Here is a 26,278-nt window from a genome sequence, read left to right on the forward strand (position 1 = left end):
TTGACAGTGATCAAACGGAAAACAGGCCGATGACATCACCGTCAATCGACACGGTGATAGGCCATAGTGTACCGGAGGACGCCCAGGTTTGCCTAACAGACAGCGTACCGGGAACAGGCCTGGCCCGTCCCCTGATGAAAATGTGCGGAAAAGTGCACCAGGCATTTGACATCGGCAAATATTGCTCTATAATCCTTGTCTCTTGCAGCGAAACACCTTCACTGGTGCGACGCTACCAAGAAAGCGGTACAGGGTTGATGTGCAGTATGGAGCGAAAGCTCATCTGGCGCAAAACTCTTCAAGTCGCTATAATAGCAGCATCAGTGCCCACGTGGCGGAATTGGTAGACGCGCATGGTTCAGGTCCATGTGCCTTTGGGTGTGGGGGTTCGAGTCCCTCCGTGGGCACCATTACCGAATTCGCAAAAAGCCGCAAACTCTCACGAGTTTTCGGCTTTTTTCATTTCTTCCCGGCATATTCTGGCTGTCGGACTTTCTGACAATGCATGGCGACCAACATCCTGTCTTCAACGCAAGTCCCTGATTATTAAAGACGAGCATGCTTTTTGCGTGGTGATGACATTCCCCTCACTCCGTGGAGCCACCATGAACATCCGCTCGCTTCTTCTCTGCCTGGCCGCCAGCCTGCCCCTGAGTTGTTTGGCCGCACCCATCTTCAACCTGCAGTACGTACCCGGCACCTCGCTTCAGGCGCAGCAAGGCTTTCAGGCCGCCGCTGCACAATGGTCGCGCGTGCTGAAAGACAACGTCACCATCGAACTGACGGTCGGCTTCAATTCGCTGGGCAACAGCATCCTGGGGCAGACCGGGTCGAGCGAAGCCTTTTACCGTTACGCCGACGTGCGCAATGCGCTGGCGCAGAACGTCACCTCGGCCTACGACCGGCAGGCAGTGTCAAACTTGCCCGGCGGCGACAGTTTCGGCGTACTGATCAACCGCACGGCGAATAACCCGAACGGCGCCGGCAGTGACGTGCCATATGTCGACAACAATGGCGACGACAATAACCAGTACCTGTTCATGAGCAATGCTGTCGCCAAGGCCCTGAACCTGGCGCCACCAGGCCAGTCACTGCCCGGCTGCCTGGGCGACTGCGACGGCTTTATCCAGTTCAATAGCGATTTCAGGTTTGACTTCGATCCCGGCAACGGCATCGCGCGCAACGCGATCGACTTTATCGGCGTGGCCATGCACGAGATCGGCCATGCGCTGGGCTTTCTTAGCGGCGTCGACATCCTCGACTACAACGCGCCACCGAACGCTGGCCCGTACGACGATATCGAATTTAGCTATGTCTCGCCGCTGGACCTGTTCCGCTACTCTGCCGAGAGCACGGCGGCCGGCGTCATCGACTGGACAGCCGACAACCGCGACAAGTATTTTTCGCTCGATGGCGGCGTGACGCGCGGACCGCTGTTTGCCAACGGCGTCTACCACGGCGAAGGCGACCAGGCCAGCCACTGGCGCGACCAACTTGGCCTGGGCATCATGGATCCGACCGTGGCCTATGGGCAACGAATGGTACTGCAGCCCAATGACCTGATCGCCCTCGACGCCATCGGCTGGGACGTCGCCCTGTTTGCCGTCCCGCTGCCCGGCACCCTGCCTCTGCTGGGCCTGGGATTGGCGCTGATGGCCTTGCTGCGCCATAAAAACAGGCAGTTTTCATAGGGGCGGCGCTTTTTTCACGCGAAAACCGTCTTTCTTGAAGAAAACAGCAAATGTTGATTGACCGAATGCACGCCAACCCTTATGATTTTGTCCGTCGCTGCAGAACACGCAGCGATGAGCAAGATGGCAGCAAACAAGCAGCACAATGCCCACGTGGCGGAATTGGTAGACGCGCATGGTTCAGGTCCATGTGCCTTCGGGTGTGGGGGTTCGAGTCCCTCCGTGGGCACCAGCAACGGGCAGTTTTCGTTGTTATCCGCAGCAAAGCAGTAGCAGTAATGGCAGTCGGTAGTACATAGCCCACGTGGCGGAATTGGTAGACGCGCATGGTTCAGGTCCATGTGCCTTCGGGTGTGGGGGTTCGAGTCCCTCCGTGGGCACCAGCAACGAGTTTTTCATCGTTGTCTTCCGCAGTAAAGTAGCAAGGTAAAAGCAATACAGCAGCATAAGTGCCCACGTGGCGGAATTGGTAGACGCGCATGGTTCAGGTCCATGTGCCTTCGGGTGTAGGGGTTCGAGTCCCTTCGTGGGCACCATTACCTAATTCGCAAAAAAGCCGCAGACTTTCATGAGTCTGCGGCTTTTTTCATTGTGCCTGTGCTTTTATTTCACCAAGGCTGCCTTCACGGCATCGGCCAGGCTGGTGGTCGGACGGCCAATCAGGGCACTCAGTTGCTTGCCATGCTCTTCCAGGCCACCCTTGGCCACGCCCGCGTCGGAGTCGGCCAGCATGTCGGCAAAGCCTTCCGGCACGCCCACGCCCACCAATGCCGCCTTGAAGTCAGCCTGCGGCAAGTCCTTGTAGACGATCTGCTTGCCCGACTGGCGCGCCACTTCGGCCGCGTACTCGCTCAGGGTAAAGCTGTCGTCGCCGGCCAGCTCGTATATCTCTTTCGGCGAAGCCGCCGTCAATACGGCTGCGGCTGCGGCTGCATAGTCGGCACGCGCGGCCGACGAGAAACGGCCGTCCTGCGCCGCGCCCAGCACCACGCCGTGTTCCAGCACCGGCGCCAGGTGTTCGGTGTGATTTTCCAGGTACCAGCCGTTGCGCAGGAAGCTGAACGGCACGCTTGAGGCGCGGATCGCCGCTTCGGTGATTACATGTTCGGCCGCCAGGCCCAGCGGCGTGGTGTCGGCGCGCAAGACGCTGGTATAGGCCAGCAGCGCCACGTCGGCGCGCTTGGCCGCATCGATCACGTTCTGGTGCTGCTGCGCGCGTTGACCCACTTCGCTCGACGAGATCAACAGGATCTTGGTCGCGCCCTGGAGTGCCGCGTCCAGGCTGGCGCCGTCGTTATAGTCGGCCTGGCGCACTTGCACGCCTTGCGCGGCCAGGCTGGCGGCCTTGGCCGGATTGCGCACGGCGGCGATGATGGTATTGGCAGGAACGGTTTTCAGCAGGCTGGCGATAACGTGCTGGCCCAGCTTGCCTGTGGCGCCGGTGATGACGATCATGATAAATCCTTTGTTGTTGGGTAAGAAAAATCTATAATAGCCTCACCACTTACGAAATGTAAGTACGTACCTTTTGGTAAGTATGGAGTTTCTTTTTTCAAGGCCGACTATCATGACCGAAGACATACCGGGCGCCAGCATGCGCGCTGCGCTGGCCAAACAGAACCAGAGCGCCCATCTGATGGCGGCCGCCTGCCCTTCGCGCGGCGTGCTCAGCCACCTCACCAGCCGCTGGGCGGTGCTGGTGCTGGTCTTGCTGCTGAGCGGCACGCGGCGCTTCAGCGAACTGCGCCGCGAAGTGGGCGGCGTCAGTGAAAAAATGCTGGCGCAAACCCTCGACGCCCTGTGCAGCGACGGCTTCGTGCTGCGCCAGGCCTATCTGGTGATACCGCCCAAGGTGGAATACAGCTTGACGCCATTAGGGCGCGAGGCAGCCGAAAGGCTGGCCGTGCTGGTCGACTGGATCGAAGACAATTACCCGCGCATCGAACAGGCGCGCGCCGACCTGGCGCAGGCCGCGCCAGCGGAACAAGCGGCTTGACGCGCCAGCGAGTATTGCTTTTTGTTACCAGTGGAACATTTACAGTGACTAGCCTTGATGTAATACTAGGCCCACGAACAGGCGTCATGATTGCCACACCATGAATCAGTTGATTTCCTCCATCGCCGGCCGGGCCAGGGTCTTGCTGGTCAGCAGCGCCACCAGCGATATGCGCGAACTGCTGTATGTGCTGGACCGGCATAACCTGGGCACGGGCGTAGCCGGCGATATCGATGCGGGCGTGGAACTGGCCGCCGGCGGCACCGACCTGATCCTGCTTGACGCGGCGCTGGCCGGCGGCAATATCGGCGCCACCTGCCTGCGCCTGCGCAATGCGGCCGAGCGCCATGGCGTGCCGCTGCTGCTGATGTCGTCTTCGCCCAGCGCCGAAGAACAGGGCCGCAGCGTGGGCGCCGGCGCCAGCGACTACATCAAGATGCCCTTCAATGCGCGCGACGTGGCAGAAAAAATCCTGATGGAACTGGCGCTGCACAAGGCGCATAAAAATGACGCCGTCAGCGAGCCTGCCGCCGCGCCGCCGCGCCCCGTGCATCCGCAAACCCTGGAAGTCAATTACCACTCGATCCTGGCCGGCTCGCCCGATGCGGTGCTGCTGTTCGACATCGACAATGCCCTGCTGATCGATGCCAACCACCTGGCCGAAAAGCTGTTCGGCATGCCGCTGGCAACCTTGCTGCAAGGCGGTATGGAACACGTCTTTCCCAGCCGGCAGGCCGATGGACAAGCCTCGACAGCGCTGCTGCAGGAAAAAATGCGCGACACCCTGCAAGGCAAGATTGTGGTCTTTCGCGCCGATTGCTGCCACCGCGACGGCCACGCCATCGCCTGTGAAATCCGGCTGATGCGCCTGTCGGTGCCGGGCCGCCAGTTGGTGCATGCGCGCATTATCGACCTGACCGAACGCAACCTGGCCGAAGCGCTGCGCGCGGGCCAGAACGCGCTGCTGGAAATGATCGCCAAGGGTGCGCCGCTGGTGCCGACGCTCGATCGCCTGCTGCTGCTGATCGAAGCCCAGTCGCGCGGCGTGTATTGCTCCGTCATGCTGCTCGATGAAGACGGCCGGCGCATGCACAGCGTGGCCGGCCCCAGCCTGCCGCGCGAGTACCTGGAGCTGCTCGACGGGGTGGAGATCGGCGCCGGCGTCGGCTCCTGCGGCACCGCCATGTTCCTCGGCGAGGCGGTGGTCGTCAGCGACATCGAGCACGATCCCCTGTGGGCGCCCTACTGCGGCATGGCCGCCGCATTCGGCCTGCGCGCCTGCTGGTCGCAGCCGATCTTCGGCCCGGACGACAAGGTACTGGGTTCGTTCGCCATGTATTACCGAGAGGTGCGCAGCCCCGTGCCGCAGGAACTGGTACTGATCGATGTTGCCGCCGACCTGGCCGGCATCGCGATCGCCCGCATGCGCCACGAACAGGAATTGCAGCGCCACCGGGTCCACCTGGAAGACCTGGTGGCCCGGCGCACGGCCGCGCTGACACTGGCCAATGAACAATCGGAACAGGTCAACCGGGAACTGGCGGCCGCCCTCGAACACCTGTCGATTACCCAGCATGAACTGGTGCGGCGCGACAAGCTGGCCGCCCTCGGCGCGCTGGTGGCCGGCATTGCGCATGAACTCAATACGCCGATCGGCAACGGCCTGGTGGTGGCCACCACCATGGCCGAACGCACGCAGGCCCTGCAAGCGGGCCTGCAGGACGGCTTGCGCCGCTCGGAGCTGGAAGCCTACCTGGCACAGGCCGGCGAAGCGGACGCCATCGTGCTGCGCAACCTGCAGCGCGCGGCCGACCTGGTGTCGAGCTTCAAGCAGATCGCCGTCGACCGCGCCAGTTCGCAGCGCCGCCACTTCCTGCTGCGCCAGTTCATCGCCGAACTGATGCTGCCGCTGTCGGCCACGCTGAAGGGCGCCGGCCACATGCTGGCGCAGGATGTGGCGCCGGAGCTGGCGATGGACAGCTACCCCGGGCCGCTGGGCCAGGTGCTGAGCAACCTGGTGGAAAACTGCGTGCGCCACGCCTTCGAAGGACGCAGCGGCGGCGCCATCGGCATCACGGCGCGCGCCAGCCCTGACGGCGAAATGATCAGCATCGCAATTGCCGACAATGGCGCGGGAATTGCCGCCGGCGACCTGGCGCGCATCTACGACCCTTTCTTTACCACCCGGCTCGGTTCGGGCGGTTCGGGCCTGGGCCTGCATGTGGCGCACAATATCGTCACCGGCGTGCTTGGCGGCCATATCGATGTCGCCAGCAGCGCAGCCGGCACCACCTTTACGCTGCACCTGCCGGCTGTCGCGCCGCAGGCCGGCCCTGTCGCTGGAGAATGAAATGAGCACGATGAAGCACCTGATCGCGGCAGGCCTGCTGGCGGCCTGCACGGTGGCCACGGCCGCGCCGGCACCCTGGTACAAATGGCGCAGCAAGGTCGACGGCACCTTGTCGTGCGCCCAGTCGACCCTGGGTTTCGGCTGGGAACGGGCCTCGGGACCGTACAAAGATAGCCGTTGCGAAAAACCGGCGCTTGTTAAATAATGGGTGCATAACAACACGGGGCAACCGGCTTGACAACAAGCGATGGCAATGCAGTGCCGAAGAGTATTGGAAGATAAAACGTATCTATTCAAACCGAGGAGACCACATGTTTACCAATCCCGAACAATTCGCATCGGCCACCAAGGCCCTGTTTGAATTCCAGCTGATGACCTTCAATACCCTCACCACCAAGGCGGTGCAGGGCGTGGAGCAGGTGCTGGCATTGAACATGGCCACCGCCAGAGCCGGCGTCGAAGACAGTATCGCGGCCGGCAAGGAAATCAGCCAGGCCAAGGATCCGAAAGCGGCCATGGCAGCCGCCGCCGCACAGCTGCAACCGGGTGTGGCAGGCGCCAAGGCCTACAAGCAGCAGCTCGATGACATCATCAAGGATATCCACACCGAGTTCACCACCGCCGCCGAAGCCCACGTGGCCGAAGCGAAAAGCAATCTGAGCGCACTGATCTACGACGTGACGAAAAACGTGCCGCCCGGCTCGGAAAACGCCGTCGCCATCGTCAAGGCCGCCATCGACAACGCCTTTCTCGGCTACGAGCAAGTCACCAAGGCCACCAAACAGGCCGTGAAAACCGTGGAAGAACAGATCGCCAAGGCCTCGGCGCAGGTAGCGCAGGCGTCGGACAAGGCAACGGCAGGCGTACAGGAAGCGGCTGAAAAAGTGGCGCCGAAAGCGGCCAAGGCAGCAAAGAAATAAGCGTAGGTCGGATTAGCGGCGAAGCCGCGTAATCCGACAACATCGTTGACCATGACCGTGGTGTTGTCGGATTACGCGCAAGCGCTAATCCGACCTACGCCACCCTTACCGGGGTTATGCGGTACACACACCTTCTTCCCCCCTCCAGCAGATACTCGCTGCGCTCCACCGTGCAATCGTCGCCGAGCACGCGCTGGAAGACCGCTAGTTCCGAGCGGCAGAATTTCTGGCACGACGTCGCCGCCGCGCAGATCGGGCAATGGTTTTCCACCAGCAGCACGCTGCCGTCCGGCTGCGGTTCGGCATCGGCCATATAGCCTTCGCCATCGCGGGCGACGGCCAGGCTGGCCACGCGGTCCGACAACTGCGCGGCGTCATCGATTAACGCGCGATACGCCGCCTCGCTACTCGCTTCACGCGCGGCGATCAGCTTGTCCATGCCTTCGTCGCCGAACAGCTGTTGCACCTGGGTGATCAGTTCCAGGGTCAGGTCGGCGTGGCGGTCGGGAAAGCGCGCATGGCCGGCGTCCGTCAGCGACCAGCGCCGCGACGGCCGGCCCACCTTGTCGGCCACGTCCTCGAACGCCACCAGGCCCTTGCCATGCGCCGCTTCGAGCTGGCGCCGCGCCCCCATCGAGGTGATATCGAGCAAGGCCGCCAGTTGCTGCGCCGTCTGCGGGCCGCGCATTTTCAGCAGGAACAGCGTCTGCTCCGAGGTAGCCACGGTGACACTCATGCGGCCGCCTTCAGCTGCGGCGCATCGGTGGCATTTAGGTGACGGCGCCAGCGGTTCATGCGCCAGGCCGACCAGGCCGCGCACAGGGCGCCTACGATCAGCACCAGCCGCGTGTCGATCAGGATCAGCAGCGAGCCGCCCAGCGCAACGACGATATTGGCGATGCAGAAGGTGGTCGACAGCAAGCCCATCACGGCGCCCTGGCCGTGGGCGCTGAAGCGCTCGGCGCACCAGCCCTGGACCACCGTGTTGTACAGCGCGTTCGGGATGCCGAACAGGACGATGGCGGCTATGCCGACCCAGATATTGCCGACTGCCAGTACCAGGATGGCCAGCGCGATACCGCAGCCATACCAGCCTGCGCGCTGCAAGGGCGCATGGCGGCTGGGTCCGCCCGCCAGCAGCGAAGTAATCGTCATGGTGCCGCACAGGCCCACATTGACCCAGGCAATCGCCTGCGCGTTGTAGTGGGCCGTCTCGACCAGCCACAGCGGATAAAACTCATAGAAACTGGCCACGCCGCAAGTCAATGCCAGTTGCACGATGAACAGCGTGCGCAATTCCTCGTGGCGCAGCAGGTTGAGCGAATGGCGGTCGCGCGCCACCTGCCACCATGAGGTGGTCAGCAGCGACGGCGTTTCGCGCGGCAAGCCGATGGCCACCAGCACGGCCACCAGCATCAGTGCGCCGGCGGCAATCCAGAACGGTACCGTCACGCCCCACACCAAGGTGGCGCCGGCCAGGATCGGCCCCACCAGCCAGCCCAGATAAAAGGCGCCGTTCAGCCACGACATGGCGCGCAGGCGCAGCGGCCCTTGCAACTGGTCGGCCAGCATGGCGCGCGCCACGGCGCCATTGCCTTCGAGCAGGCCGGTAATAAAGCGCGCGACGATAAACAACGGATAGGACTGGATCACCAGAGCCCAGGCCGTGATCGCATGGCCGATGGCGGCGCCGACAGCGGTGCGCATCAGCAGGGGGCGGCGGCCATAGCGGTCCGACAGCGGCCCCAGCAAAGCTGAACCGATCAGCAGGCCCAGCGGATTGATGGTCAGCGCCAGGCCGAACAGCAGCTTGGACGGCAGGCCCATGAAGTTGTTGAAGGCGTTCGGTGCTTCGGCGGCGAACAGCGGCGGCAATATTGGATACGGCAAGGACGCGCCGATGGTCGACAGCAGGGCCAGCATGCAGGCGGCGGTGATCAGGATAGCATTTTTCATACGCCAGAATATACGGCCCTCCCGACAATAAGTAAACATTTTTGATTATTTATAATGACTGGCGCAACGCCGGTGCTGCGCGGTACGGAAAACGCTGGGCAAGCAGGCCGCCAGGGTTTAAACTGTATATAAACACAGTAAAACCATATCTAAGTAACATCAAAGAGCCTGCCTGCCCCACCATGTTGAGAGTCCTGGACAATCCCTTGTACTATCTGGAAAACTTCCAGGGCGTGCTGAACTGGATCAGCGAGCGCTATGCCGATCTGCTGAGCGAGGAAGAAACGCAGTTCATCGCGCAGTTCGCGCCCCTGCCGCAAGCATCGCGCGCGCTGTTCGTGCGGCTGGTGATGCGCAAGGGTTGTCTGTTTCGCGCCAGCAAGCTCAACTATGCCGAGATCGGCGACACGCGCGCAGCCGCCCTGCCCCTGCTGGCCGCCGGCTGGGTGGTGGCGGACCCGGCCATCGATATCGACACCCTGTTCGAGCTGCTGCTGAAACCCGAACTGCAGCAGGTGTTCTGCATGGCCGGGCCCTTGAAAACCGCGCGCAAGACGGAACAGCTGGCAGCACTGCGCGAGCAGCATGCCGGCGAACAGCCGTTTTCCGCCTGGTATCCGGCCTCGAACGATGTGCTCTACAGCATCTGCAACCAGCCCCTGTGCGACCGGCTGCGCCTGATTTACTTCGGCAATTATCACCAGGACTGGTCGGAATTCGTGCTGTCCGACCTGGGCGTGTATCAATATGAAAAAGTCGAGTTTTCACTCGCTTCGCGTGGCTTTCGCACGCGCCAGGATATTGCCCACTATGAAGTACTGCACCAGTGCCGCGAGCGCTTCAACGACGAGGCTGCGCCCGCACCTGCCGACGAAGTGCTGCAGGAACTGGCCGCGCTGGCCTGTGACCCCGGCAACGCCTGGCTGGCCAGCCGCCGCGACAAGCTGCAATTCCAGATCGCCCAGCAGCTGGAAAAATCGCAGGACTGGCCCGCCGCCTACCGCGCCTATGCCGATTGCCGCTATCCGGGCGCGCGCGGACGGGCCATACGCGTACTGGAAAAAGATGAACAGCCGGGCGCCGCCTACGAGCGCCTGACGATCGCCCTGCAGGCGCCGGAAAGCGAAGCCGAGCGCCAGTTGCTGCTGCGCATGGCGCCCCGCTTGCGGCGCAAACTGGGCCACGCGAAACAGGCGGCCACGCCAGCGGCGCCGGTCGAGCGCATCGATCTGCTGCTGCCCTTCCCGCAAGAAAGCTGCCATGTGGAAGGCGTGGTGCAGCAGCACCTGATGCAGGACGACGCGCCGGTCTATTACGTGGAAAACACGCTGATCAATTCCCTGTTTGGCCTGCTTTGCTGGCATGCCATTTTCAAGGCGATACCGGGCGCCTTTTTCCACCCGTTCCACCGTGGCCCGGCCGACCTGCACAGCGCCGACTTCCATGCGCGCCGCCTCGACGACTTTACGGCCTGCCTGGGGCAGCTCGACAATGGCGACTACCGCGCCAGCATGCGCGCCACATACGACGCCAAGCACGGCATCGTGTCGCCATTCGTCAGCTGGCAGGTGTTTGATGGCGAGCTGCTGGAACTGGCGCTGGCCTGCATTCCGGCCGCGCACCTGAAAAAGGCGTTTGAACGCATCTTGCTCGACATTAAAAGCAACCGCACGGGCTTTCCCGACCTGATCCAGTTCTGGCCGGCCGAACAGCGCTACCGCATGATCGAAGTAAAGGGACCGGGCGACCGCCTGCAGGACAACCAGCAGCGCTGGATCGCTTATTGCGCCCAGCATGCGATGCCGGTTTCCGTGTGCTATCTGCAATGGTCGCAGGCGGTGGCGGCGTGAAAAAATACACCATTGCCGTACGCGCGCTGTGCGAGTTTACCGCCAAGGTGGGCGACCTGGACCTGCGCTTTACGCCCTCGCCCACGGCGCAGGAAGGCATCGCCGGCCACGCCACCGTCACAGGGCGGCGCGACGACGATTACCAGCGTGAAATCAGCCTGGCCGGCGACTTCGGTCCGCTGCATGTGCGCGGCCGCGCCGACGGCTACGATCCGGCCCGGCGCCAGCTGGAAGAAATCAAGACCTACCGCGGCGACCTTTCCATCATGCCGGCCAACCACCGGCAGCTGCACTGGGCGCAGGCGCGCATCTATGGCCATTTGCTGTGTCAGCAACTGAACCTGCCGATGCTGCGCGTGGCGCTGGTGTATTTCGATATTGCCAGCCAGAAGGAAACCATTTTGCATGAAGAGTGCACCAGCGAAGCGCTGCGCCTCTTCTTCGAGCAGCATTGCACCTTGTTCCTGGAGTGGGCCGAGCAGGAACTGGCGCACCGCGACAGCCGCGACCGGCAACTGACGGCGATGGCGTTTCCCCATGCCGGCTTTCGCCCGGGCCAGCGCCAGCTGGCCGAAGCCATGTACAAGGCCAGCAACCGCGGCTGCTGCCTGCTGGCGCAAGCGCCGACCGGCATCGGCAAGACCGTCGGCAGCCTGTTTCCGATGCTGAAAGCCACGGCAGCGCATGGCCTCGACAAGCTGTTTTTCCTGGCCGCCAAGGTGCCGGGCCGGCAGATGGCGCTCGACGCCTGCGCCATCCTGAAAAACAGCGCGCCGTTGCTGCCGCTGCGGGTGCTGGAGCTGAGCGCGAAAACCAGCGCCTGCGAGCATCCGGACAAGGCCTGCCATGGCGACTCGTGCCCATTGGCGCGCGGCTTCTACGACCGGCTGCCGCTGGCGCGCGAAGTGGCGCTGGCCAGCGGCCTGATACTCGACAAGGAAGCGGTGCGCGCCATCGCCCTGCAGCAAGGCGTGTGCCCCTACTACCTGGGCATGGAACTGGCGCGCTGGAGCGATGTCGTGATCGGCGACTACAACTATTATTTCGACCTCAGCGCCATGCTGTACGGCATGACCCTGGCGCACGACTGGAAGGTCAATGTGCTGGTCGACGAAGCGCACAATATGGTGTCGCGCGCGCGCGGCATGTACACTGCCGAACTCGAACACATCCAGCTGAAAGGCCTGCGCAAGTTCGCGCCCGAGCCCTTGAAAAAGCCGCTGGACCGGCTCAACCGCCAGTGGAACGCCCTGTTCAAGGAGCAAACCGACGACTACCTGGTGCATGCCGCCTTGCCGGAAAAATTCTTCGGCGCGCTGCAGGGCTTAGCCACCGCCATCGGCGACCATATGGCCGAGCATGCGGCCTCGCTGGACGAAGACTTGCAGCGCTTTTATTTCGACGTGCTGCTGATCAACCGTCTGGCAGAAAGCTTTGGCGACCATTCCCTGTTCGATGTGAGCAAGACGGCGACTGGCTCGACCATCTGCATCCGCAATATCGTGCCGGCGCCCTTCCTCAAGCCGCGCTTCGAGGCCAGCCACAGCACGGCACTGTTTTCCGCTACCTTGAGCCCCTGGAATTACTACAACGATACGCTCGGCATGCCGCCCGGCACGGCCTGGGTCGACGTCGAGTCGCCGTTCCTGGCCGAGCAGCTGGCCGTGCGCGTGGCCGACAATATTTCCACGCGCTACCAGCACCGCGCCGCATCCCTGTTGCCCATCGTCCAGCTGATGGCCACGCAATATGCGGCAGCACCGGGCAACTACCTGGCGTTTTTCAGCAGCTTCGACTACATGGAAAAAACCGCCACCCTGTTTGCTCAGCACTTTCCCCAAGTTCCCATCTGGCAGCAACCGCGCCGCATGGACGACGCGGCGCGCACGCAGTTCCTGGGCCGCTTCGGTCTGGAAACACGCGGCATCGGCTTTGCCGTGCTCGGCGGCGCCTTTGGCGAAGGCATCGACTTGCCCGGCGCGCGCCTGATCGGCGCCTTTATCGCCACCCTGGGCCTGCCGCAGATCAACCCGGTCAACGAACAGATACGCCAGCGCATGGGCGACATCTTTGGCGCCGGCTACGATTACACGTATCTGTATCCCGGCATGCAAAAGGTGGTGCAGGCGGCCGGCCGCGTGATTCGCACGCAAACCGACAAGGGCGTGGTCTACCTGATCGACGACCGCTTTGCGCGGCCCGAAGTACGCCAGTTGCTGCCCACCTGGTGGGACGTTCAGCTGACAGACAAGCTCAACCGACCAGCAGCCTGAGTTTTTGATAGCCTGACTTACTCACGGGAATGCGCGTGCCGTCGCGCAGGATCGCCACATGGCTGTCTCTCGTGGCCGGTTCGATGCGGCTGATGCCATCGATATTGAGCAGATACGACCTGTGCACGCGCATAAACTTTTCCGGGTCGAGCTGGGCTTCCAGCTCGCTCAGGCGCTGGCTTTTCAGCCAGCATCTGCCATCGGCGCAGATGCTGACGTAGTCGTCCTGCGCTTCGACATAAGCGATGCTGGCCACCGGTATCACATGTACCGTGGCGCCATCGCGTATCAACACGCGCGACAGGGGCGCGGCGCGCGTGGCGGCCTGGTGCACCACCGTTTGCAAGGCAGCAGCCGGCATGCGATGTGCGCGCGCATGGGCCAGCGCCTGTTCGAAGCGCTGCTCGCTGTACGGTTTCAGCAAATAATCAAGGGCATGGCATTCGAAGGCCTTCAGCGCGTACTGGTCGTAGGCGGTGACAAACACCAGCCGGGTTTTCGCGCCGATCAGCTCGGCCACTTCGAAGCCGTCCAGGCGCGGCATCTGTATGTCGAGAAACACCAGCTCCGGCGCCAGTTCGGCGATGGCCTTCACGACTTCAAAGCCATTGGCGCATTCGGCCACGATCTCGATATCGTCATGGCGCGCCAGGTATTCGCGCAACACGGCGCGCGCCAGCATTTCATCGTCGACGATGGCTACCCGCATCTTGCCTTGCATTATTCCTCCTCTGTGGCACCGGTCTGTGCCGGCATGGATATGCTCACCTCAAAACCGCCGTCCTGGCGCGCCCAGTGCACACTGGCTTCGTGGCCGTAGGCGCCCAGCAGGCGCTGGCGCACGTTGTCGAGCCCGACACCATTGCCGCGCGGCGACAGTTGCTCCTGGTCGACCGGATTATTCACCTGTATCCGCAGCAGGCTGCCCGTGCGCCGCACGGTGATCGCGATCACGCCTCCCTCGGTCAGGCCGCAGATACCATGCTTGACGGCATTTTCCACCAGCGGCTGTATCAGCATGGGCGGCAACAAACAGTCCAGCGCTGCCTCGTCGATGGTTTCTTCCACCTGCAGGCGCTGGCCGAAGCGCACTTGCTCGATTGCCAGGAAATGGCGGATCTGCACCAGCTCCTGCGCCACGCTGATGTGCTTGTGCGCTTCCAGGCTCAGGCTTTGCCGGAAAAAGCTGGCCAGCTCCACCGTCATGGTGCGGGCGCCCGCCGGATCGATCGAGGTCAGCGCACTGATCGAATTCAAGCTGTTGAACAGGAAGTGTGGATCGATCTGCGTGCGCAGCATGCGCAGCTGGGCTTGCTGCGCCGACAGCCGCGCTTCCAGCCCGCGCTGCTCGGCAGTCCTGGCGCGCACGAATTCAAGCAGCAGATAATGCACGGCGCCAGCCAGGCAGTACAGCAGCACGCCGAGGCCAAAAAACAGCACCACCAGATTCTGGCTCAGTGGCACGCCCAGCCATGGCAGTTCGATCAGCAGGCTGAGGCTATTGATGAATTGCAGCAAGGTCGCCCACAGCAAGCCCGCAAACAGAGCCGCCACCAGCATTACGCCGAGGATGGCCCCAGGGTGGCGGCGATTGAGCGGATAGGCGCGGCACAGGTAAAAAGTGGAAAACCCCGTGCCGATGGCGTACACCAGGGTGGCCGGCACCACCAGCAGCACGGCGTTGAGCCAGCGCACCGGCGCCGAGCGCGACAGCACGAACGCCAGCGCCAGGCCCAGCGCCAGGCAGACCAGGAAAGCCACCACGGCGACGCGCCGTCTCGACAGGGCTGCACTCATCCGGATGCCGGGCCTAGTTGCGGATTTCCAGGCCGCCCATAATGGCGTAGCCACTCACATACAGGCGCTTGTGCTGGTGCGGCGGCACGATGGTTTTTTCTTCAAAGCCACCGAGGATGGGCGTGCCTTGCAGGATCACGCTCCAGTCGGGCGGTACCTTGATGGTGATGCCGCCGCACAGGGCAAACACATTGAGCACGGCTTCGCCGTCGATCGAGGCCTGGCGCAGGTCGATTTCGCAGCCGGCCATGATCACATTGATGTCGCCGCCACGAAAACGCTGCGACGACACACGCCGCACGAAACCACCGAGTATGGCCGACACTTCGATGATGCTGTCATCGTCGTGCCCGGAAGCGGCCGTATCTTTATCGAGGTTGATGCCGCTCGCGGCACTCATGCCAGCCATCGGTGCGGCCGCCGGTGGCACCGGCTGGACCGGTTCGGCCCGGTTGAAACGGCGTTGGCGCTGGCGTTGACGGCCACCAGGCAGCGACTTGGTCACGACGGCAATACCGATGCCGATAATAACCAGCGGCCACAGCATGTTCCAGCTGACATAAAACAGACCCATGGCGCGGAAAGTCCAGGTCACGCCCAGCAAGACCAGCACGCCGCCCAGTACATAGCCGGAACGGGTGCGGCTTTGCGAGATCTTCAGCAGGCCGAAGATGATCAGAATGGTTGGCCAGAAACGGAAGGTATAGCGCACGCTGATAAAACCGAGGTTATCGAGCAGGAATACCAGCCCCAGGCCGATCACCAGCACGCCCAAGATGATCTGCGATGGCGAATTGAGTGGCGTGTTATTTTTCATGCTCTGACTCCCGGTAAGCCATGAAGTGTTTGTTCAGCAGTGGTTCGAGCACCAGCCCCACGCCCCAGGCGATCAGCAAGGCGGGCCAGCTGCTGTAGAAACTCAGGTTCCACAGTTCCTCGTACGACACATACCACCAGGCAGCGAAAAAAATCAGCCACAGCCCGCTCAGAACCTGCTTGGCCGAGACCGGCGCCACCAGTTTGTTGATGCCGAAAAGCACCATGATTACCGGCCAATAGTGCCATAGCTGGCGATAGTCGCGCAGGTAGATGATGTCGAGCCGGTCGAGCAGGAAGACGGCGCCGACCACGATCAGCAGCACGCCCCACAGCAGCTGGGTACGGCGCCAATAAGCTTGTTCATGTTTCACGAGACCCCCCGGTTGTTGGTTGATCGTAAAGATACGCGCTGGCACGCAAAAAGGAAACGCCTGTTCGGCGAATGGCGCACGGGTATCGGTGAATGGCGGAGAAGACGAAAAAAAAGGCCGGCTGAGCCGGCCCTGAAGGGGTCATTACCAAACTAACGCCGGAGAAAAAATGTACCGCGAGCGGTGTCGCGCGTGGCGTTTGATCACAAACTCCACGCGCTGGAAACTGGTGCCGATCCTTGAGGCGACCGGCTGACCTGCTGGAAGATCGAACATGCCGCCAACTTCACGGCAGTGCGCCTCAACCGAAGCGAGACCATCATAACCGCTATGGCCCGCGTGCACCGTTCGCCAGCACACATAGCGCTCGCTTTCTGACCTGTATCAATGCGGCGGCTGCAACATATCGTGCTTGATCCAGTCCAGCACGGCCGGGCCACCTGGGTGCCAGCCCAAGGCGCGCGCCCGTTCGCCACGTACGCGGCTGTTCGAACCGAGGCCATACGAGGCCATTTCATAGCCCCATTCGGCGATGGCGTCGGCCAATGGCCAGTCCTGCGCCGCCCCCAGTCCCATTGCCTCGGCGATTGCTGCCGTCATGTCGCGAAACGCCGCTTCGCCGGTCTCGACAAAGTAAAAGCTGCCAGCCGGCGACTTTTCCAGCGCCAGCAGATACAGCGCCACCACGTCGTCGATATGCACGTTGGACCAGATGTTGCGGCCCGGCCCCACGTGGCGCACGATGCCGCTCTTGCGTGCCTGCTTGAGCAAACGCGGCAGCTGCACGCTGTCGCGCGGCAAGGCGCCGTGGCCGTAGATCAGGGTATTGCACAGTACGCTGGCGCGCACGCCTTGCTTTGCGCTGGCCAATACCAGGTCGTCGATGGCGACGCGGGCCGCCTTGTCGGCGGTGGGCGCCGGCAGCTTGTCTTCGTAATAAATGTGTTCGCTGCCCTCGCCGCCCGAGGCGTCGCCAACGATGGACGAGCCGCTGGTGTGCAGATAGGGTTTGTTGCTGCCGGCCAGCGCTTCGATAATGGCCTCCACCGCGCCGCGATGGTCGCTGCTGGCGGCATTGATGACGGCGTCGGCCGCCCTCGCCTGTTCAATGATCAGTTCGCGGTCGTTCAGGCTACCGAGCACGCCGTGTACGCCGATGCCGGCCAGCTCGGCTATTTGCTCCGGTTTGCGCACCAGGCCGGTCACACTGTGGCCGGCGGCGACCAGCCCTTTTGCGATGGAACTGCCGATAAAACCTGCCGCACCTGTCAGAAATACTTTCATGGCTTGCTCCTTGTTTGCTGTGAATTACAGCCAACAAGTATGCGCCGTATGCTGCCGCGCAAACAGCGGTGGTGCGGCAAATGATTTATGCAGGCACAGCAACAATCAGCGGTTGGCCTTGCCAGGCGGCAGCACGGCGATATAGCGGCTTTGATACGCAGGGTCTTGCGGCGTCAATATCGTCAGGCGGTCGCGCGCGCGGGTGGCGGCCACGTAAAAACGGTTTTCTTCTTCCAGCGGATCGGACTTGCTGCGCGGGAATTCATCGACCGCCAGATACGGCAGGATCACGTGGTTGTATTCCAGGCCCTTGATCTGGTCGATGCAGGCAATCACCAGTTTGGCCTTGCCGGTCGATACCGTCACGGCCTCTTCCATTTCACCGAGCCAGCCGGCAAAGCCGCCAAGGGCTACACCGGCTTCGGTGCAGACGGCAATAAAGCCGTGCAGCGAGCGCGCCACCACGCGCGCCTGGGTCGGGTCGACATAGATGCGGCGCGCCGTCTGCTCCAGCTGCAGCATGGCAAACACATGCTGCAAGGCGGGCCCGGCCGGCGCGTCGGCGGGCTGCGCGCGCAGGTACTCGACGGCGGCCAGGGTCAGGGCCGCCTTGTCCTGGTTGACGGACTTGGCCAGCTGGTTGGTCAAAAAACCTTCCAGCAGTTCCGGGTAGTTGGCCACGTCGGCCTTGGCTTGCTGCAGTTCGGCGCGCGTAAACGGGATTTCCGCGAACGCCACCAGCGCTTCGAGGATCTCGCCACGGCGCGGGCCGCTCTTGATTGCGTGCAAATCCTGGCGGGCAATCGCGACCATGCCGCGCAGCATCAGCACTTCCTGGGCAAGCAGGTAGCTGTGCATGTCGACCAGGTCATAGGCGATGCCGTTCTGGAACAGCGCCGTTTCCACACGGATCGCCTGGTCGCGGTCGCGCAGCAAAATCGCAGTGGTGCCGGCATGCGCATGCTCGAGCGCGGCGATCAGCTGGGCGCTGCACGCTTGCGGCTGGGTATGGTCGTAATGCAGCACCTCAACCGGCGTGCTGCGGCTCAGCGCCGACACGCTGGGCTTGTTCTTCAGCGCTCCCACGGCCTGGGCCAGTTGCGTGCCGTAGCGGTAGGAGGCCGTCAGCGGCATGCGCTGCAAGGCGGGAAATTCCTGGTCGAAACGCTGGCGCAGGAAGCGGTGGTCGGCACCCGACCAGGTATAAATCACCTGGTCCTTGTCGCCGGCGCCGCAGAAAAACGCATTGCCGCGCCGTATCAGCATGGTCAAGAGGCGAAATGACGCTTCGTTCAGGTCGTGCAGTTCATCGGCAACGATAATTTGATAGGCAGGCAATTGCTGGCACAGCGGCTCGTCGTCGCCCAGCATGCGCACCAGGTCGTAGGTGGCGTCGAACGGCGCGCGGAACTGGATCTCGCCCGTATCGGCTCCGCGCAAGGCTTCGTATTCGCGCAGCCACAGATAATGCGTGCGCGACATGCCCAGTAGTTCAAGATTGTCTTCCAGCGTATTGCTGTCAAAATCGGGCGCTTGAAAATCCAGCCTGGCCTTGGTGCGCAGCTGCAGTTTCAGGAACTCGGCAATGGCCGCATTGGTGGTATTGATTTCCAGCGGATAGCGGTGGGCATATTTCTCGGACACCACTTCCAGTGCCTCCCAGGCGATGGGCCGCAGTTCTTCGTCGCTGCGCATGAAGGCCATTTGCACGCCCTCGAGCTGGCGCAGCACCTGGGCGGCAAACGCGTCAAAGGTGTCGATGGTCAACCGCTTGAGAACGCCAAGCGGCACGCCGATATCGAGCAGGCGCTGGCGCAGGGCCACGCGTGCCGCTTCCGTAAATACCAGCGCCAGCATGCGTTCGGGCGGGCGGCCCCGGTGCAGCGCTTCGGCCAGGCGCAGCGCCAGGGTGGTGGTTTTGGCGGCGCCCGCGTTGGCGTCGATCAGCACGACTTTCTTTTGCGCCGTCTGGATCGCCAGCTGTTCTGGCGTGGGCGTGATGCGCTTGGGAACAAATTGTGCGGTGTTATCTATACTCAAGGGAAATCCTGTGTGATGGTGTCCTGGCGCGATCTTTACCAGGAGCAGGTGCGCAGGCCGGTAAAACCAGCGCCGCGTTCCGGCGCCTGGAAGGCGCGCATGCGCGGCGAGACCAGCCGCAGCGGCGTGGCAAACGAGGCGCCGCGCAATACCTGGTGGTGCATGAAGTACGGCGCCGAATATTCGCGCCAGGCATCGGGCACGAAACCCGGATACGGCTCGAACGGCGTCGCCGTCCATTCCCACACCTGGCCCCAGCGAAACAGCGGATGGCCGGACGCCGCAGCATACTCCCATTCGGCCTCGGTCGCCAGGCGGCGCCCGATCCAGGCGCAATACGCTTGCGCCTCGTACAGATTGACATGGCGCACGGCTTCCTGTGGCGCCAGCATGGCCGGCTTGCCGAAACGCCGCGTGCGCCACTGCATCGCCTCGCGTTGCCAGTACAAAGGGGAAGAACGCTCCTGGCGCATCAGCCAGGCGCTGCCGGCCGCGCTCCAGAACTGACGATTCTGGTAGCCGCCGTCAGCGACGAACTCGGCAAACCGGGCGTTCGTCACGGGCGCGCTGTCGATGACAAACGGCGGCACGTAACAGGTTTGCGGCGGGCATTCGTTGTCAAACGCGAAGCCGGCACCGCGCCTGGAACCCAGTTCGATGGTACCGCCTGGAAAGGCGATCTCGCCAACGTTCGACGGCATGGCGCCGCTTGCCGGCACGATAGCGGGCGCGGCCACACCCAGCCACTGCAAGCCGGCCAGCATGGCTTCGCCGCACTGGTCTTCATGCGCCAGCGCCAGGCGGTACGGATACAAGGTGCTGTCGAGATTGGCCACGCGCGACAGTTTGTCGAGCACACGGTCCAGCACTTCATGGGCATACATCCTGACCGCGCCAGTACCCGGCAGCTCCAGGTTCCAGCGTGCGCGATGCGCCACCATGTTGGCGTCGAACAGGTCGTCGCCACGGGTCAGCAAGCCGTTGTAGACGGCGTCGGCCGGGTGGCTGGAAGGCGCTTCGCGCAGGATGAACCATTCCGCAAACCAGGCGATATTGCCCAGTTGCCACAGCGGCGGCGTGATTTCAGGTGCTTGCGGCACGCGGGAAACGAGGTCGTAGCCGGCCTCGGCATAGCAGTCGAACAGCGCCAGCGTATGCCGGCGCGCTGCCGTCAAGGCTTGCGCCAGCTGCTGCGCACTGGCGTGGCGAAAGGAAACGTTGGATAAAGTCATGTACTGATTGTAACGACTTTCCCCGCATTGCACGGGGCGCGGTGGTTGCGCGCTTACTTGACCAGCAATTCGCCCTGCACCGGACTGACGACCGATTTTGGCATGCTGACGATAAAGCTGCTGCCCTTGTCGGTGTCGGACTGGATCGCCAGCGTGCCGCCGTGGCGCAGCAGCACATGCTTGACGATGGCCAGGCCCAGGCCCGTGCCTTGCGTTTCGCGCGAGCGGCTCTTGTCGACGCGGTAGAAACGCTCGGTCAGGCGCGAAATATGCTCCTGGCTGATGCCGATGCCGGTATCTTGCGCGATGAATTGCGGGCCGGCCGGGCCATCCTGCCAGCGCAAGGTGATGCTGCCGCCCGCTGGCGTATAGCGCACGGCGTTCGAGGCCAGGTTGCCGAAGGCGCTGTACAGCTCGTCGTAACTGCCCAGTACGTCAGGACCCTTGTATTCGAGCTTGATGTCATGCTTGCCACCCGACAAAGCCCTGGCGTCGCGCGCCACCTGCTGCATCAGTTTCTTCACGTCCACCGCTTCGGGCCGCAGCGGATAGTCGACCGATTCCAGGCGCGACAACGTCAGCATGTCCTCGATCAGGTGCTGCATGCGGTGGCCCTGCTCGGTCATCAGCTTGATATGGGCGGCGCGCGTGGTGGCGTCGAGGTCCAGTTCGGTGGCAATTTCCAGAAAACCCACGATCACGGTCAGCGGCGTGCGCAGTTCGTGCGAGGCATTGGCGATGAAGTCGCGCCGCATGCGTTCGAGGCGCTCGGTTTCCGTCACGTCGTGCGTCACCAGAATCTGGCGGCGGTTTTCAAACGGGATGATCTGCACGATCAGCTTGCGGTTGCGGAAGGTGATCGTCAAAGGCTGGTCGTAGCGGCCCAGGATGATGTAATCCATGAACTCGGGGCTGCGGATCAGGTTGGTCACGCGCATGCCCTTGTCGCGCTCGTGCGTCAGGCCCAGGTGTTTCTCGGCGGCCGGGTTGCACCATTCGAGGAACAGCACGTCGTCCATGATCACCACGCCGTCCGGCAACAGATGCATGGCCTGGCGAAAACGCGCCAGCCATTCGGTCAGCTCGGCCTGGTTTTTTTCGTCGTCGCGGCGCATGCGGTACAGGCGCGCGAAAATGCTGGTCCAGGCGCCCCAGCCATCGGGCAGCCTGGCGCTTTCGGGGTTGTCCAGCCAGTTACTGAGCTGGAACAGATACGACAGTTGCACGAACACCATCATCGTCATCAGCGCAAAAGCGATGCCCAGCGCATAGATGGCGCCAAACAGATACCACACCACCGCCACACCCACCAGCGAGAGCGCCATGCGCAGTGCGGCGGGCACCCAGAACAGCAATTTCGGATTCATATGAGGCAGGCTTTATTTTTCAGACAACATGTAGCCAACGCTGCGCACCGTCTTGATCAGGCTTTCGGCCTCCTTCAAGGCTTTGCGCAAGCGCAATACGTGGACGTCGACCGTGCGTTCCTCGATCACCACATGGTCGCCCCACACCTTGTCGAGCAGCTGGCTGCGCGAAAACACGCGCTCGGGGTGGGCCAGCAGGAATTTCAGCAGCTTGTATTCGGCATGGCCGATATCGATCTTCTGTTCATCCATCATCACGGTGCAGCTGACCGGGTCCAGCGCCACGTTGCCGGCGCGCATGGGCGCCTGCGCGTGTTCCGGGCTCTTGCGCCGCAAGAGAGCCTTGGCGCGCGCCAGCAGCTCGCGCGGCGAAAACGGCTTGGTGACGTAATCGTCGGCGCCGCTGTTGAGGCCGGCCAGCTTGTCCTCTTCCATGCTCTTGGCCGTCAGCATGATCACCGGGATGGCGGCAAAGTTGCGGTCGGCGCGGATGCGCGACAGCAGGCGCAGCCCGGTCTGGTCCGGCAACATCCAGTCGAGCAGGATCAAATGCGGGGTGCGGTGCTGGATGAATTCCCAGGCATCGGCGACATTTTGTACAGAACAGCAATTCCAGCCGGACTCGCGCAGCGAATAGGTCACCAGTTCAACGATGGCCGGCTCATCTTCAACAATCAATACCGTGGTTTTATCAGATGCCATAAATCTTACTCAGGGAGCTCCTCGGAAATGGCAGGGGCAGACGATTTGGTGTGGCGGATATCCTTGCCGTCCACCACGTAAATCACGTACTCGGCGATGTTTTTCGCATGGTCGCCGATCCGTTCGATGGCCTTGGCCACCCACAGGGTGTCGAGCGCCGCCGAGATCGTGCGCGGGTCTTCCATCATAAACGTAATCAGGTTGCGCATGATAGAGCGAAATTCATGATCGATGATGGCGTCCTGGGCAATCAGGGCCAGCGCCTGCTGGCCATCGTTGCGCGCAAACGCGTCAAGCGCGTCGTGCAGCATGTCGGTGGCCGTGTTGGCAATGCCGCGCACCATTTCATAATGGTTGACGACGCCGTTGCCGCGCTGGTGCAGATTCTTTGCCACGCGGGCGATTTTTGTCGCTTCGTCACCCACGCGTTCGAGATCGGTAATGATCTTGATGGTGGCCATGATGGTGCGCAAATCGTTGGCGGTAGGCTGGCGGCGCACGATCAGGTGGCTGCAGGCGTCGTCGAGCGACACTTCGAGCTGGTTGACAACGTCGTCTTCGCGCATCACGCGGTCGGCGCGCTCCGGGTTGCCGATGCGAAAGCAGGTCATCGCATCGAGGAACTGGGTTTCAACGATGCCGCCCATCAGGAGCACTTTCGAGCGGATCGCTTCGAGTTCGTTGTCGTATTGTTTGGATGAGTGTTCGCCTAGCATGCTGTCTGTCTCCGTATTCAGTAATGGGGGCCGCTTGCGGGGCGGATCAGCCGAAGCGGCCGGTAATGTAATCCTGGGTTTCCTTGCGCGCCGGATTCATGAAGATCTGGTCGGTCTCGCCGAATTCCACCAGTTCGCCCAGGTACATATAGGCCGTGTAGTCGGAGCAGCGCGCCGCCTGCTGCATATTGTGCGTCACGATGGCGATCGTGTAGTCCTGTTTCAGTTCGCTGATCAACTCTTCCACTTTCGCGGTCGAAATCGGGTCCAGCGCCGAGGTTGGCTCATCCAACAGCAGCACGTCCGGTTTCACCGCCACGCCGCGCGCGATGCACAGGCGCTGCTGCTGGCCGCCCGACAGCGACAGGCCGCTCTTGGACAGCTTGTCTTTCACTTCGCCCCAAAGCGCGGCTTTTTTCAGCGCCCATTCGACGCGTTCGTCCATCTCGCCCTTCGACAGGTCTTCATACAAGCGCACGCCGAAGGCGATATTGTCGTAGACCGACATCGGGAACGGCGTCGGCTTCTGGAACACCATGCCGACCTTGGCGCGCAGCATGTTGACGTCCTGGTCGGCGTCAAGCACGTTGCGGCCGCGATACAGGATCGAGCCTTCGGCGCGCTGCCCCGGATACAGGTCATACATGCGGTTCAGGGTGCGCAGCAGGGTCGACTTGCCGCAGCCCGACGGGCCGATAAAGGCCGTGACCTTCTTTTCATGGATGTCGAGATTGACATTGTGCAGGCTTTGGGTCTTGCCGTAGAAAAAGTTCAGGCCCGAAATCTCGATGGTTTTTTTCTTTGGTGCCAGTTCTTGGGCAGGATTCATTTGGGTATTCATGATTTCGCTTTGCTTTTTGAGCTGCAAGGATTAATTAGGGACTTTTTGGCTGAACACGGTACGCGACAGGATGTTCAGGGCCAATACGCTAAAGGTGATCAACAATGCGCCACCCCAGGCCAGCGAGCGCCAGTTGTCGTACGGGCTCATGGCAAACGAGGCGATCACGGACGGCAGGTTGGCCATCGGCGCGTTCATGTTGAAGCTCTGGAACTGGTTGTTCAGGGCCGTGAACAGCAGCGGCGCAGTTTCGCCGGCGATACGGGCCAGGGCCAGCAGCACGCCGGTGATCACGCCCGCTTTCACGGCGCGCAGACGCACCAGGGTGGCGACCTTCCAGCGCGGCGCGCCGAGGGCAAACGCGGCTTCGAGCAGGCTGTTCGGCACCAGGCGCAGCATGTTGTCGGTGGTGCGCACCACCACCGGCACGGCGATCAGCGACAGCGCGATGGCGCCGGCGTAACCCGAGAAATGTTTCACATGCGCCACATACAAGGCATATACGAACAGGCCGATCACGATCGAAGGGGCCGACAGCATGATGTCGGTGACGAAACGCGTCACTTGCGCCAGCTTGTTTTCTTCGCCGTATTCGGCCAGGTAGATGCCGGCAAAGATGCCGATCGGGGTGCTGACCAGGGTTGCCAGGCCGACCATCAGGCCACTGCCGACGATGGCATTGATCAGGCCGCCGCCTTCGCTGCCGGGGGCCGGCGTGGTATTGGTGAACATGTCGATCGACAGCGCGCCGAAACCCTTGATGATCAGGGTGAGCAGTATCCATACCAGTACCGTCAGGCCCAGCACCATGGCGCCGACCGACAGGGCGATGCCGATGCGGTGCATCAGCAAACGCTTGCGGTAGACAGGATTCATGGCCGGCTTGGCCGGAACGTCGAGGGTGCTAACTTGGCTCATTTTGTGCCTTCTTTGCGGGACATGCCAGCCAGCATCAGCTTGGCGGCGGACAGGACGATAAAGGTGATGACAAACAGGATCAGTGCCAGCGAGAACAGCGACGACACATGCAGTTCCGATTGCGCTTCGCCAAATTCATTGGCCAGCAGGGAAGTGATGCTGTTACCGGCGGCAAACAGCGACCACGACAGCTTGTTGGCATTACCGATCACGAAGGTCACGGCCATGGTCTCGCCCAGTGCGCGACCCAGGCCCAGCATGACGCCGCCAACCACGCCGGTCTTGGTGTAAGGCAGCACGATCTTGCGCACCACTTCCCAGCGCGTGCAGCCCAGGCCGTAGGCCGATTCTTTCAGCACGGCCGGCACGATCTCGAACACGTCGCGCATCACCGAAGCGATAAAGGGGATGATCATGATGGCCAGCACCAGGCCGGCCGTCAGCAGGCCGATGCCCATCATCGGGCCGCTGAACAGCGGGCCGATCAGCGGCACATTGCCCAAGGTGGCTTTCAGCACCGGCTGCACGTAGTCGGCAAACAGCGGCGCGAACACGAACAGGCCCCAGATGCCGTAGATAATCGATGGCACGCCGGCCAGCAGCTCGACGGCCGTGCCCAGCGGGCGGCGCAGCCAGGCCGGGCAGATCTCGGTCAGGAACAGGGCGATGCCGAAGCTGACGGGAAAGGCGATCAGCAAGGCGATGACGGAGGTAACCAGGGTGCCGATAATGGGAATCAGGGCGCCGTACTGGTCATTGACCGGGTCCCATTCGGCGGACACGATAAAGTGCAGGCCGAAGGTCTTGAAAGCCGGTATCGATTCGAGGATCAGGGAAATGATGATGCCGACCAGCACCACCAGCACCGAAAAGGCGAACAGCATCGTCACCTTGTGGAACAGGAAGTCCTGGATGCGCTGTTTGCGCATCACCGACATCATGGCTGTGTGGCTGATGGAGTCGGTCATGGAGCCGCCTGGCATGGGGATCGTGGAAGAGGTAGATTGTGCGCTCATATGGGACCAAGTTTGGTGGTACTGACGGTACAGCTGGATGACTGTTTTTTACTCGTTTAGCCGGGACCGCCTGCCAGGGTGGCGGGCGGTCCTGGCTAACTCCCTGCCCCGCCGCTGGCGCGGCGAAGCAAGGAAGGGA

Annotated in this window: 23 protein-coding genes and 4 tRNA genes; 11 read left to right on the plus strand and 16 right to left on the minus strand. The window is 62.3% G+C overall.

Translation table 11 applies throughout. The features are described from left to right. The first annotated feature begins 325 nt into the window (after positions 1–325). The 5 genes from AC0Z42_RS19200 (at position 326) to AC0Z42_RS19220 (ending at position 2,227) form a co-directional block, all read left to right on the plus strand. Positions 326–410: transfer RNA gene (locus AC0Z42_RS19200), tRNA-Leu, on the plus strand. 195 nt (positions 411–605) lie between these two features. Then, complete coding sequence (locus tag AC0Z42_RS19205) at positions 606–1,691, plus strand: NF038122 family metalloprotease (protein ID WP_485469789.1); 1,086 nt, start codon at positions 606–608, stop codon at positions 1,689–1,691. Positions 1,692–1,838: 147 nt separating this feature from the next. Continuing rightward, positions 1,839–1,923: transfer RNA gene (locus AC0Z42_RS19210), tRNA-Leu, on the plus strand. A gap of 66 nt (positions 1,924–1,989) precedes the next feature. After that, positions 1,990–2,074 (plus strand) — tRNA-Leu (locus tag AC0Z42_RS19215). A gap of 68 nt (positions 2,075–2,142) precedes the next feature. Continuing rightward, positions 2,143–2,227: transfer RNA gene (locus AC0Z42_RS19220), tRNA-Leu, on the plus strand. A gap of 67 nt (positions 2,228–2,294) precedes the next feature. Here AC0Z42_RS19220 and AC0Z42_RS19225 read toward each other — a convergent pair. Continuing rightward, positions 2,295–3,146, minus strand: coding sequence for an SDR family oxidoreductase (locus AC0Z42_RS19225; protein WP_485469790.1), 852 nt, complete (start codon positions 3,144–3,146; stop codon positions 2,295–2,297). A 112-nt stretch (positions 3,147–3,258) separates the two neighbouring features. On the opposite strand from AC0Z42_RS19225, the gene AC0Z42_RS19230 reads away from it, so the two are divergent. The 4 genes from AC0Z42_RS19230 (at position 3,259) to phaP (ending at position 6,957) form a co-directional block, all read left to right on the plus strand. Then, on the plus strand, positions 3,259–3,687 hold the full coding sequence (locus AC0Z42_RS19230; RefSeq protein ID WP_485469791.1) for a winged helix-turn-helix transcriptional regulator: 429 nt from the start codon (positions 3,259–3,261) through the stop codon (positions 3,685–3,687). A gap of 100 nt (positions 3,688–3,787) precedes the next feature. Next, a complete protein-coding gene (locus AC0Z42_RS19235; RefSeq protein WP_485469792.1) occupies positions 3,788–6,037 on the plus strand; it encodes an ATP-binding protein in 2,250 nt (749 codons plus the stop codon). A gap of 1 nt (position 6,038) precedes the next feature. After that, positions 6,039–6,242, plus strand: a complete 204-nt coding sequence (locus tag AC0Z42_RS19240; protein ID WP_485469793.1) for a hypothetical protein — start codon at positions 6,039–6,041, stop codon at positions 6,240–6,242. A gap of 106 nt (positions 6,243–6,348) precedes the next feature. Beyond that, the gene (phaP, locus tag AC0Z42_RS19245; RefSeq protein ID WP_485469794.1) at positions 6,349–6,957 is read left to right on the plus strand and encodes a TIGR01841 family phasin; all 609 of its coding nucleotides are present in this window, start codon (positions 6,349–6,351) and stop codon (positions 6,955–6,957) included. A gap of 94 nt (positions 6,958–7,051) precedes the next feature. On the opposite strand, the gene AC0Z42_RS19250 is transcribed toward phaP, so the two are convergent. Beyond that, positions 7,052–7,693 carry a helix-turn-helix transcriptional regulator gene (locus AC0Z42_RS19250; protein WP_485469795.1) on the minus strand — a complete coding sequence of 214 codons (642 nt, stop codon included), beginning with the start codon at positions 7,691–7,693 and terminating at the stop codon, positions 7,052–7,054. Next, positions 7,690–8,913, minus strand: a complete 1,224-nt coding sequence (locus AC0Z42_RS19255; protein WP_485469796.1) for an MFS transporter — start codon at positions 8,911–8,913, stop codon at positions 7,690–7,692. Before AC0Z42_RS19255 ends, AC0Z42_RS19250 begins: the two co-directional genes overlap by 4 nt. A gap of 182 nt (positions 8,914–9,095) precedes the next feature. Here AC0Z42_RS19255 and AC0Z42_RS19260 point away from each other — a divergent pair, with 182 nt between their 5' ends. Both AC0Z42_RS19260 and AC0Z42_RS19265 read left to right on the plus strand, forming a co-directional pair. Next, positions 9,096–10,763 (plus strand): VRR-NUC domain-containing protein, encoded by a 1,668-nt coding sequence (locus AC0Z42_RS19260; RefSeq protein ID WP_485469797.1) that lies wholly within the window; start codon positions 9,096–9,098, stop codon positions 10,761–10,763. After that, on the plus strand, positions 10,739–13,036 hold the full coding sequence (locus tag AC0Z42_RS19265; RefSeq protein WP_485469798.1) for an ATP-dependent DNA helicase: 2,298 nt from the start codon (positions 10,739–10,741) through the stop codon (positions 13,034–13,036). Before AC0Z42_RS19260 ends, AC0Z42_RS19265 begins: the two co-directional genes overlap by 25 nt. Here the strand turns inward: AC0Z42_RS19265 and AC0Z42_RS19270 are convergent. The 13 genes from AC0Z42_RS19270 to pstC form a co-directional block, all read right to left on the minus strand. After that, a complete protein-coding gene (locus AC0Z42_RS19270) occupies positions 13,017–13,745 on the minus strand; it encodes a LytR/AlgR family response regulator transcription factor (RefSeq protein WP_485469858.1) in 729 nt (242 codons plus the stop codon). The two genes, AC0Z42_RS19265 and AC0Z42_RS19270, sit on opposite strands and share 20 nt — an antisense overlap. A gap of 11 nt (positions 13,746–13,756) precedes the next feature. Further along, positions 13,757–14,833, minus strand: coding sequence for a sensor histidine kinase (locus tag AC0Z42_RS19275; protein ID WP_485469799.1), 1,077 nt, complete (start codon positions 14,831–14,833; stop codon positions 13,757–13,759). A gap of 13 nt (positions 14,834–14,846) precedes the next feature. Continuing rightward, positions 14,847–15,650 (minus strand): LiaI-LiaF-like domain-containing protein, encoded by an 804-nt coding sequence (locus AC0Z42_RS19280; protein WP_485469800.1) that lies wholly within the window; start codon positions 15,648–15,650, stop codon positions 14,847–14,849. Continuing rightward, positions 15,640–16,023: a LiaF transmembrane domain-containing protein gene (locus AC0Z42_RS19285; protein WP_485469801.1), complete on the minus strand. Its 384-nt coding sequence runs from the start codon at positions 16,021–16,023 to the stop codon at positions 15,640–15,642. The genes AC0Z42_RS19280 and AC0Z42_RS19285 overlap by 11 nt, the downstream gene beginning before the upstream one ends. Positions 16,024–16,407: 384 nt before the next feature. Continuing rightward, positions 16,408–17,307 carry an NAD-dependent epimerase/dehydratase family protein gene (locus tag AC0Z42_RS19290; RefSeq protein WP_485469802.1) on the minus strand — a complete coding sequence of 300 codons (900 nt, stop codon included), beginning with the start codon at positions 17,305–17,307 and terminating at the stop codon, positions 16,408–16,410. A gap of 105 nt (positions 17,308–17,412) precedes the next feature. Further along, on the minus strand, positions 17,413–19,347 hold the full coding sequence (locus AC0Z42_RS19295; RefSeq protein ID WP_485469803.1) for a UvrD-helicase domain-containing protein: 1,935 nt from the start codon (positions 19,345–19,347) through the stop codon (positions 17,413–17,415). Between the two features lie 35 nt (positions 19,348–19,382). Continuing rightward, positions 19,383–20,579 carry a selenoneine synthase SenA gene (gene senA / locus AC0Z42_RS19300; RefSeq protein WP_485469804.1) on the minus strand — a complete coding sequence of 399 codons (1,197 nt, stop codon included), beginning with the start codon at positions 20,577–20,579 and terminating at the stop codon, positions 19,383–19,385. 53 nt (positions 20,580–20,632) lie between these two features. After that, positions 20,633–21,946: a phosphate regulon sensor histidine kinase PhoR gene (phoR, locus tag AC0Z42_RS19305; RefSeq protein ID WP_485469805.1), complete on the minus strand. Its 1,314-nt coding sequence runs from the start codon at positions 21,944–21,946 to the stop codon at positions 20,633–20,635. 12 nt (positions 21,947–21,958) lie between these two features. Further along, positions 21,959–22,648: a response regulator gene (locus AC0Z42_RS19310; RefSeq protein WP_034755074.1), complete on the minus strand. Its 690-nt coding sequence runs from the start codon at positions 22,646–22,648 to the stop codon at positions 21,959–21,961. A gap of 5 nt (positions 22,649–22,653) precedes the next feature. Next, a complete protein-coding gene (gene phoU, locus AC0Z42_RS19315) occupies positions 22,654–23,364 on the minus strand; it encodes a phosphate signaling complex protein PhoU (RefSeq protein WP_485469806.1) in 711 nt (236 codons plus the stop codon). Positions 23,365–23,410: 46 nt separating this feature from the next. Further along, positions 23,411–24,193, minus strand: a complete 783-nt coding sequence (gene pstB, locus AC0Z42_RS19320) for a phosphate ABC transporter ATP-binding protein PstB (protein WP_485469807.1) — start codon at positions 24,191–24,193, stop codon at positions 23,411–23,413. 42 nt (positions 24,194–24,235) lie between these two features. After that, positions 24,236–25,123 (minus strand): phosphate ABC transporter permease PstA, encoded by an 888-nt coding sequence (gene pstA / locus AC0Z42_RS19325; protein WP_485469808.1) that lies wholly within the window; start codon positions 25,121–25,123, stop codon positions 24,236–24,238. Beyond that, complete coding sequence (pstC, locus tag AC0Z42_RS19330; protein WP_485469809.1) at positions 25,120–26,091, minus strand: phosphate ABC transporter permease subunit PstC; 972 nt, start codon at positions 26,089–26,091, stop codon at positions 25,120–25,122. The genes pstA and pstC overlap by 4 nt, the downstream gene beginning before the upstream one ends. Between the last annotated feature and the right edge of the window lie 187 nt (positions 26,092–26,278).

This window comes from Janthinobacterium sp. 1L-D-8-B-C4 (assembly GCF_057291295.1).